This is a genomic window from Flavobacterium sp., from assembly GCF_040379285.1.
Classification (GTDB): domain Bacteria; phylum Bacteroidota; class Bacteroidia; order Flavobacteriales; family Flavobacteriaceae; genus Flavobacterium.
Map to the genome: position 1 here is coordinate 24,700 of NZ_JBEILJ010000026.1, position 9,403 is coordinate 34,102.

9 protein-coding genes are annotated in these 9,403 nt (G+C 42.1%); 7 read left to right on the top strand and 2 right to left on the bottom strand.

From position 1 onward, the window contains the following. Positions 1–6: 6 nt before the first annotated feature. Together gap and ABWO12_RS07155 are read left to right on the top strand one after the other, a co-directional pair. Positions 7–1,005 (top strand): type I glyceraldehyde-3-phosphate dehydrogenase, encoded by a 999-nt coding sequence (gene gap, locus ABWO12_RS07150; RefSeq protein ID WP_353088069.1) that lies wholly within the window; start codon positions 7–9, stop codon positions 1,003–1,005. Positions 1,006–1,037: 32 nt separating this feature from the next. Beyond that, complete coding sequence (locus tag ABWO12_RS07155) at positions 1,038–3,215, top strand: tetratricopeptide repeat-containing hybrid sensor histidine kinase/response regulator (protein WP_353088070.1); 2,178 nt, start codon at positions 1,038–1,040, stop codon at positions 3,213–3,215. Here the strand turns inward: ABWO12_RS07155 and ABWO12_RS07160 are convergent. Together ABWO12_RS07160 and lpxK are read right to left on the bottom strand one after the other, a co-directional pair. Continuing rightward, on the bottom strand, positions 3,207–4,028 hold the full coding sequence (locus tag ABWO12_RS07160; protein ID WP_353088071.1) for a purine-nucleoside phosphorylase: 822 nt from the start codon (positions 4,026–4,028) through the stop codon (positions 3,207–3,209). The genes ABWO12_RS07155 and ABWO12_RS07160 overlap by 9 nt on opposite strands. Beyond that, the gene (gene lpxK / locus ABWO12_RS07165; protein ID WP_353088072.1) at positions 4,000–5,031 is read right to left on the bottom strand and encodes a tetraacyldisaccharide 4'-kinase; all 1,032 of its coding nucleotides are present in this window, start codon (positions 5,029–5,031) and stop codon (positions 4,000–4,002) included. The genes ABWO12_RS07160 and lpxK overlap by 29 nt, the downstream gene beginning before the upstream one ends. Before the next feature lie 48 nt (positions 5,032–5,079). Between lpxK and ABWO12_RS07170 the strand changes: the two genes are divergently transcribed. From ABWO12_RS07170 to rluF, 5 genes are read left to right on the top strand one after another with little or no spacing between them, the layout of a single operon-like run. Next, positions 5,080–5,646: a hypothetical protein gene (locus ABWO12_RS07170; protein ID WP_353088073.1), complete on the top strand. Its 567-nt coding sequence runs from the start codon at positions 5,080–5,082 to the stop codon at positions 5,644–5,646. A gap of 41 nt (positions 5,647–5,687) precedes the next feature. Next, a complete protein-coding gene (locus ABWO12_RS07175) occupies positions 5,688–6,821 on the top strand; it encodes a Nif3-like dinuclear metal center hexameric protein (RefSeq protein WP_353088074.1) in 1,134 nt (377 codons plus the stop codon). Positions 6,822–6,824: 3 nt separating this feature from the next. Continuing rightward, a complete protein-coding gene (locus tag ABWO12_RS07180) occupies positions 6,825–7,604 on the top strand; it encodes a zinc ribbon domain-containing protein (protein WP_353088075.1) in 780 nt (259 codons plus the stop codon). Between the two features lie 49 nt (positions 7,605–7,653). Beyond that, positions 7,654–8,487, top strand: a complete 834-nt coding sequence (locus ABWO12_RS07185) for an alpha/beta fold hydrolase (RefSeq protein WP_353088076.1) — start codon at positions 7,654–7,656, stop codon at positions 8,485–8,487. Positions 8,488–8,513: 26 nt separating this feature from the next. Beyond that, on the top strand, positions 8,514–9,233 hold the full coding sequence (rluF, locus tag ABWO12_RS07190; protein ID WP_353088077.1) for a 23S rRNA pseudouridine(2604) synthase RluF: 720 nt from the start codon (positions 8,514–8,516) through the stop codon (positions 9,231–9,233). Positions 9,234–9,403: the final 170 nt, after the last annotated feature.

Genomic DNA, 9,403 nt, shown 5'->3' on the forward strand with positions numbered 1-9,403 from the left:
CTACACATGCAAAAAATTCGAGTAGCCATCAACGGATACGGACGCATTGGCCGCAATTTATTCCGATTATTGTGGAATCATGACGCCATTGAAGTAGTAGCCATCAATGATATTGCCGACACGGCTACGATGGCGCACCTCACCCGTTATGACAGTATTCATGGACGGTTTGGTCTACCCGTTTTGGCCGAAGCTGATTTTTTGGTCGTTGACGGTCACAAAATTCCCTTTTTTCACGAACGAAACATTGCTCAAATTCCTTGGGCAACTGTGGGTGTGGATATTGTAATCGAAGCGACGGGAAAATTTAAAAGTTATCAGGAATTACAAGAACACTTGGAAGCGGGGGCCAAAAAAGTAATTTTATCGGCACCTTCCGAAGTTCCAGAAATCAAAACCATTGTTTTGGGGGTTAATGAAAAAGAATTGGATGGAACCGAGCAGATTATTTCCAATGCTAGTTGCACCACCAATAATGCCGCACCCATGATTCAGATTATTGAAGAATTGTGTGGTATCGAGCAAGCCTATATCACCACTGTGCATTCATATACTACTGACCAAAGTTTGCACGACCAACCCCATAAAGATTTACGTCGTGCCCGTGCGGCTTCGCAATCCATTGTACCTACTACTACGGGTGCAGCCAAAGCGTTGACCAAGATATTCCCGCACATGGAAGGGAAAATTGGAGGTTGTGGTATTCGGGTACCCGTTCCCGATGGCTCCCTCACCGACATTACGTTTAATGTCAAACGCGATGTAAGTATTGCCGAAATCAATCATGCTTTTCAAAAAGCTGCTCAGGGTCACTATAAAAATATCTTGGATTACACCGAAGACCCTATCGTTTCTGTGGATGTCATTGGAAATACCCATTCTTGTCTTTTTGATGCACAACTTACTTCTGTCATCGACCGAATGGTAAAGGTCGTCGGGTGGTATGATAATGAAATTGGGTATTCTTCGCGATTGGTCGATTTAATTCGCTTGATTTCCAAATAATTTTATTAATTTGTGGGCTATTTTGCCCTATAATGAGAAAACTTTGGTTTTTCATCGTATTTACTTGTGTCGTATCGGCGCAAAAAAAGGTATCGAAGCCCTTCGATAGTATTGGCTATTACTTTGAACAGATACAATACCACAAAAAAGCAAACAACTATAGAAACTGCCTTAATTATGCACAAAAAGCCATCAATTATGCGCAAAAGAGGAGCGATGAAAAAGCATTAGGGGATAGTTATTTCAATTTGGGTCTCATTTTTTTTGATTTAAAAAAGAATGAAGACGCCCTCGATGCTTTTGTGCGTACTATCGCTTTTTATTCCAATTTATCACCCTCACGGGAGCAAGCCTTGTGTTATTATTACTTAGGGCTCACTTACATTGAGCAAAATAACATGGCATTGGCAGAAAATAATTTGAACAAGGCCCAAGCCATTTATCAAAAGTTAAAAATCCATAGTGCGATTGAAATGATTAACCTACAGCGTGCGATCGTTTACAAAAGCAAGGGGCGAAATAATCAGGCGCAAGAAATTTTAGAGAAAATTGTAAGTCTTACCGACACGGTGCACAACAGAAAGATTGTTCCAGAAGCCCTCTACCATTTAGGGATGTTGGAAAAGGAGAAAAAGCGCAATAATTTGGCATTAAATTACATGACCCGCGCCCTAAAACAGGCGGAGGGACAGACGGGCTTGCAGACCAAAATACTCCTAGCGTTGAGTGAAATTTATGAGAAAAATGCTAATCTCGAACTTTCACACGCTTACCTAAAGCGCTATGTGCAGTTAAAGAAAAAAAATGACATTCAATACCTTCAAAAGATTGAACCGGTCGATTTTGATTCCTTCAAAAATGCCGAGAAATTAAAGCATGCCGAGCAATTGGAACGGGAAAATGAGAGTCAAACGAAAGCCAAAAACTTTGCGAAACTAATCAGTATTTTGGCCATTGCACTAATTTCAATCCTTTCGTTGTTGAGTTTATCGCTGTACAAAAACAACATCCTCCGCAACGAATCCAATAAATTGCTTCAGGAAAAAAACCGCGAGTTAGAAATCGCCAAAGAACGTGCTGAAAATGCCACTAAAGCGCGTTCTGAATTCCTTTCAACGGTAAGTCATGAATTGCGAACGCCTTTGAATGCCATCAATGGAATCACGCATCTTTTGATCGAAGACAACCCCAAAGAAAGTCAGATTGAATATTTAAACTCCCTTCAATTTTCTGGGAATTATTTGTTGACTTTCATCAATGACATTTTGGAAATCAACCGAATTGAATCAGAAAACGTACCTGTGGAAAATATTCCGTGTGCTTTTCATACCCAACTCAAAAACATTCAAAACTCCTTTAAAGAGATTGCCCAGGAGAACAATAACATTTTTGAAATTGACATTGACAAATCGATTCCGGAACATCTTATTTGTGACCCGACGAAATTATCGCAAATCATTATCAACTTGGTGAATAACGCCTTGAAGTTTACCAAAAATGGCCACGTGCGTTTGAGCACTCATTTGGAAGAGATTCAGGACAAAAACATCAAAATCAAATTTCAAGTAGCCGACAATGGCATTGGTATACCCGAGGACAAACAACATGAAATCTTTGAAAGTTTTTCACAAGGTTCGATAGAAATCAACCGCAAATACGGGGGTACGGGTTTGGGATTGGCCATTGTAAAACGATTGGTCGAATTGTTGGGCGGTACCATTACGTTGAACAGTAAAGTGGGGCTTGGTACAACGTTTACCTTCATTTTACCTTTCCAAGTGAGCGAAACCTTAGTTGAAGAAAAAGAGCCTCTTAAAACTGAAGAACCCGTCGAAACCGTGGTCGAAGGAAAACGCATATTGTTGGTTGAAGACAATAAAATCAACCAAATGATTACCAAAAAAATGTTGGAAAACCGCGGCATGTCTTGTCGTATCTTAGATAATGGCGAGGACAGTGTTACCCTATTACGCAAAGAGCCCAACAGTTATGATTTGGTGTTAATGGACGTTCATTTGCCCGGCATCAACGGTACAATTGCTACGCAACAAATTCGGGAATTTAACACCCACATTCCTATTATTGCTTTAACAGCGATTTCTTTATATGAAAACCGAGAGATGCTCCTCTCGTATGGGATGACCGAAGTATTGACCAAGCCATTCGAACCTGAAAAGTTTTACAAAATTATTGCCGATCATCTACTCTAGAGTATCCGTTTGTATCAATTCACGAATCAGTAAACGCACATGGGGTTCTGCCTTTTGCGCCGCTTTAAGCACCTCGGCATGATTGACTTCTTCAATACTTTCTTCATTGCCCATGTCGGTAATAACTGATAAACCGAAAACCTCCATGTCCATGTGCCGAGCCACGATAACTTCGGGAACCGTCGACATACCTACACAATCAGCCCCTAAAATTTTAACCATTCGGTACTCGGCTAATGTCTCAAATGTGGGGCCTTGCAATGCTAAATAAATCCCTTCGTGAACTGGAAATCCAGCCTGTTGGGCAATGGCATGGGCTCGAACAATTAGGGTGCGATTATAGGGCGCACTCATGTTTACAAAACGGGGTCCGAAACGATCTTCATTGACGCCACGCAACGGATGTTCGGGCATCATATTGATATGGTCAGTGAGCAAAACAATAGAACCCACGTGATAATGAGGATTCACTCCACCCGAAGCATTGGAAACAATAAGTTTGGACACCCCCAATGCTTTCATCACCCGAACCGGAAAGGTCACTTGCTGCATAGAATATCCTTCATAATAATGAAAGCGACCTTGCATGGCTACAACTCTCTTGGTTCCGATGGTTCCAAAAACCAAAGCGCCTTGGTGCCCTTGAACGGTTGAAATGGGGAAATGCGGAATTTCTGCATACGGTAAAACGTGCATTATTTGGATATCTTCGGTAAAACTCCCTAAACCCGAACCCAAAATCACCCCGTAATCGGGTGAAAATGAGGTTGCATTTTTGATGTAATTAACGGTTTCTTGTACTTGTTTCCACATAATCTTGAATGAGTTGTTTCCATTGGTTTTCATGGTGCAAAAGTTGACTTTGCATGGGAAGATAATACAACGGTAATTGCAGTCCTTTTCCGTGTAAACGCACAAAATCTTTTTCTGTCGTAATCACTATTTTACCCGAAAACTCCCGATTCATTCGTTCAATATCTTGCGGAGTAAAAGAGTGGTGATCCGGAAATTGAAGAGTTTGACTTTCGGTTGCTCCCACAAATTCCAAAAAAGGTTTTGGCTTCGCAATTCCGGTAACAAACACACAATCTGCTTTGTTTACACTTGACCATGCCCTACGATTTTGACCGTCATAGACCCCATCTTCGTAGACAATTGTACTAAAAAAAACAGGAACCGATGCAGACAAACGCTGTCGTATCTTCTGCTGTGCAAGTTCCGACAAATTTGGGGGACATTTTGTGACAATTATCATGTGGGCGCGTTGTACCCCCGAAGTAAACTCGCGTAAGGTACCCGATGGCAACATCCAATCGTTACAATACAAATCATCATAGGCCGTCAACAGGATATATAACCCCGCTTTTACGCGTCGGTGTTGAAAGGCATCATCAAGTAAAATGAGTTCGGGTTGAGGCTTTCGGGCCAGCAATTGGGTAATGCCCCGCACGCGATCGGCATCGACAGCGACGGTAACTTCTGGAAACTTTCGGTGGATTTGATAAGGCTCATCCCCTAAAATAGCTTCTTTTGAAAATGTGTCTGTAAGGTCGTTGGCCACCCAATACCCTTTGGATTTTCGACGATACCCTCGACTCAGGGTAGCAATACGGTAATAAGGTTGTAAAAGTCGTATTAACTGTTCAATCTGGGGCGTTTTTCCCGTTCCACCCACACTTAAATTACCCACGGCTATGATGGGCACGGGAAAGGTGTAGGAACGCAAAATACCCCAATCATAGGCCTTGTTGCGCAGGGCGGTGATTCCTCCGTAAAGAAGGGCTAGAGGGAAAAGGAGAATACGAAAAATAATCATTTTACGAAAGTAACATTTTTTTATCTTTGAGCGATGGAATACCAAAAAATGAGCAGATGCTGGGTGATTCTTTGGGCATTCATGGGTTTGTTGGGACAGGCTCAAAACACCCCTTCTGACAATGCTGTGTTGCTAAAATTGCTGTTGAATCGCTTTTATGCCCAAGAGAAACCCATTGTAAAAAATCGGTTGCAATTGCTGTACTTTTATCGTGATAAAGCGCCCAACACCCTTGAATTATGGGATGGCTGTCGCAATCATCCTATTTTACAATCCCGATTGGAGGCAATTAAAAAGCAGGTACAAACACCCAAAGCCCCAGAAACATGGGACGCTGAATTTTCCCTTTTATTTGCCATAGAAAATCAATACTTAAAGCAAAAAGTACAACAGCCTGTGACCTTAGCCCAATTTGAAAAGGACACTCAACGCTTTGGCGAAAATAATCAACGCATGATGATTGTCAATCAACCCATCTATCTAGACCATGGCTATTGTTTAATCAAAGTGGGATTTTACCGCTCAATAGAACACAACAGTGGAAGTTTCTTTTTATTTCAAAAAAAAGGAGACACGTGGCAAATCGTCGATGAATTTAATCGCTGGGAAACTTGACTGCCTCCCTTTACTAACCTTTTTTATTTCAAAACCATACTATGACCAAAAACACTTCATTTACCCTACGCCAATTAATTCCTTTGTTGGAAACCCTTGCTCCTACGGCATATGCTGAGGATTTTGACAATGTAGGCCTTTTGGTCGGCGACCCTGAGGTAGTGGTAACCGGAATTCTGGTTTGCCACGACGCATTGGAACCCGTTGTAGAGGAAGCCGAGGCGCGACAGTGCAATGTGGTTGTGTGTTTTCATCCCATTCTTTTTTCAGGGTTAAAAAAAATTACCGGAAAAAATTATGTGGAGCGGGCTGTTCGTAAGGCCATCAAAAATGACATTGCGATTTATGCGGTCCACACGGCTTTGGACAACCATCCTGAGGGGGTGAATACGCTCTTATGTAAAGCACTGGGCATCATCGAGTCGGAGGTATTGATACCGAAAACCAATTTTATCCAAAAACTAGTCACTTATGCCCCTATTGAACAAGCGGCAGCCCTCAGAGACGCCTTGTTTGCTGCAGGCGCGGGTCGCATCGGGAACTACGAAAACTGTAGTTTCAATTCGACCGGTATCGGAACCTACCAAGGGAATGAAAACAGCAATCCGGTTGTGGGACAACGCCACGAATGGGTAAACGCCGAAGAGCAAAAAATTGAAGTAACCTTTGAAAAACACCTTCAACAACCCGTCCTTCAAGCACTTTTTAAGCACCATTGTTACGAAGAAGTAGCTTATGAAGTTTACAGTTTACAAAACACCCATCAAAACTTGGGATTAGGACGTATCGGTAAACTCCCTAGCCCCCGTGACGCAAGAGAATTTTTATTGGAGGTCAAAGCAAAATTGGAGTGTGGCGGCATTCGTCATTCAGCTTTTTTGGAGCGAAAGATTGAACGTGTAGCCGTTTTGGGGGGTTCGGGAAGTTTTGCCATAAAAAATGCATTAGCCGCAGGGGCTGATTTGTACCTCACGGCTGATTTAAAATACCATAATTACTACGAAGCGGAGGGAAAAATGATCTTGGCAGACGTGGGACACTTTGAAAGTGAAAGATTTACAAAAAATTACATAGTTGATTTTCTTAAAGAAAAAATTACTAATTTTGCACCCGTTCCGCTACCGAGTGGAATTCAAGTATCAGAAGTAAATACAAACCCGGTTAAGTACTTATAAAATATGGCTACTACAAAAGAAATGAGCGTTGAAGAAAAATTAAGAGCGCTATATGATTTACAGCTAATTGATTCCCGCACTGATGAAATCAGAAGTGTGCGTGGCGAATTACCGCTTGAAGTAGAAGATTTGGAGGATGAAGTAACCGGATTAATCACCCGTTTGGACAAGTTACAATTGGAACTCAACCAAATTGATGACAGTATTAAATTGAAAAAAAGCGCCATTGAAGGACATCAAGCATCTATTAAGCGTTATACCGAACAACAAAAAGAGGTTCGCAACAACCGAGAATACAACGCGTTGACCAAAGAAATTGAATATCAAGAATTGGAAATTCAATTGGCTGAAAAGCAGATCAAGGAAATGAAAGCTTCGATTGAGTTCAAAAAAGAAGCATTGGGGCAGACCAAAGAAAAGTTAGATCAAAAATCTACCCACTTAAAGCACAAAAAAGCGGAATTAAACGATATTATGGCCGAAACACAAAAAGAAGAAAACTTTTTGTTGGAAAAATCAACAGAATATCGCGAAGTTATCGAAGACCGTTTGTTGGCAGCTTACGACCGTATCCGCAAAAGTGTGCGCAACGGATTGGCTGTGGTGTCGATTGAGCGAGGTGCTTCTGTAGGATCGTTTTTTACGATTCCCCCACAAACCCAAGTGGAGATTGCAGCCCGTAAAAAAATCATCACCGACGAGCATTCGGGTCGTATTTTGGTCGATAATGTTTTGGCACAAGAAGAAAGAGAAAAAATGCAACAATTGTTTGCATCTATCTAAAACATAAGGCCACCCAACGGTGGCTTTTTTTATTTCATCCCCCGCGCCTATGATTCAACTACTACTTGCCAAGACTTTGGGGTTATACCTCAACCTCATGAGTTATGTGTATCCCAAACATGCCCTCCGTTTGGCATATCGTTTTTTTAGTCAACCGCGAAAAGGAAGGTTCAATGCCGAAAAACCGCCAAAGACTTTACAACGCGCCCAATGGGAAACACATTCCATGGATCCCCATGTGATTCAAACCTATGTTTGGCAAGGGAACGACCAGGTAATTCTTCTCGTACACGGATGGGAAAGCAATGCCTCACGATGGAAAAAGCTGATCAAACCCCTACTCAAAACGGGAAAAACAATTGTAGCCCTTGATGCTCCAGCGCATGGATTGTCGAGTGGAAAGGAGTTTAACGTTCCATTATACGCTGCATTCATTCACAAAATAGTGGAGCACTACCAACCTACCATCCTTATTGGTCACTCGGTGGGGGGCAATGCCATCGCGTATTATCAAAAACATTATCCGCATCCAGCACAAAAGCTAATTCTTCTCGGAGCGCCTTCTGATTTTAAAATTATTCTAAAAAATTATATCAAACTGCTTGGGTTAAACCGTCGTATTTATCGCTTTTTAAAGGCGTACACCCAAAAACGATTTGAGGTGACCATTGAATCCTTTTCGGCGGCTTTGTTTGTTGAATCGCTGACTTTACCCGGAATCATTGTGCACGATAAAGAAGACACGGTGGTTTTGTGGGAAGAGAGTGAAAAAATCGCAAAAGCATGGCCTCATGCAGATTTTATTACGACACGCGGACTCGGGCACAGTTTGCATGATGCGTATTTGTATCAAACCTTGATTGATTTTATTGAAAAACCGTAATCGTTGCGAATCGCTATCTTTGTGTCATGACACGATTGAATAAATTTCTTTCCGAGTCGGGGTATTGTTCCCGACGTGAGGCTGATCGGCTTATTGAACAAGGGCGTATAACCGTCAATGGATTACGTCCTGAAATGGGCACAAAAGTTAGCCCCGAAGACCGCATTTGTGTCGATGGAAAACCGATACACAACGACCAAGAGAAACGGATTTATTTGGCGTTTCACAAACCGGTAGGCATTGAATGCACGACCAACACTTCGGTCAAAAACAACGTCATTGACTACCTAAACTACCCGGAGCGCATTTTTCCTATTGGTCGTTTGGACAAAGCCAGCGAAGGACTTTTGCTGATAACCAATGACGGAGATATTGTCAACAAAATTCTTCGGGCGCGGAACAATCACGAGAAAGAATACATCGTAACGGTAGATAAACCGTTGACCGATCGCTTTATCGAACGAATGCGCAAAGGCGTTCCTATATTGGATACGGTCACGCGGCCCTGTCCGGTGGAAGCCATAAGTCGGAATGTATTTCGCATTACGCTAACCCAGGGGCTAAACCGACAAATTCGACGCATGTGTGCCTACCTCGGTTATGAAGTGACCGCCCTAAAACGGATTCGAATCATGAACATCTCGCTCGATGTCCCCATGGGAAAATACCGCCCCCTTACCGCAAAAGAAATGACACAACTGCATACCTTGCTCGCGGATTCAAGTAAAACGGCTGAAGGGTTTTGAGATATGAATTATGAGTTATGAGTTATGGCTTGCTGAAAGGCAAGTTTCTTCTTATTTGTTGAATATTTTCATTTGAATTGGGCGGGGTTGCAATGCTTGAGATACATCGAAAAAAGAAGAAAGCAGCAAGAGCAAAGACTTACTATGGGAAGTGAGAAAGCTAATTGCTA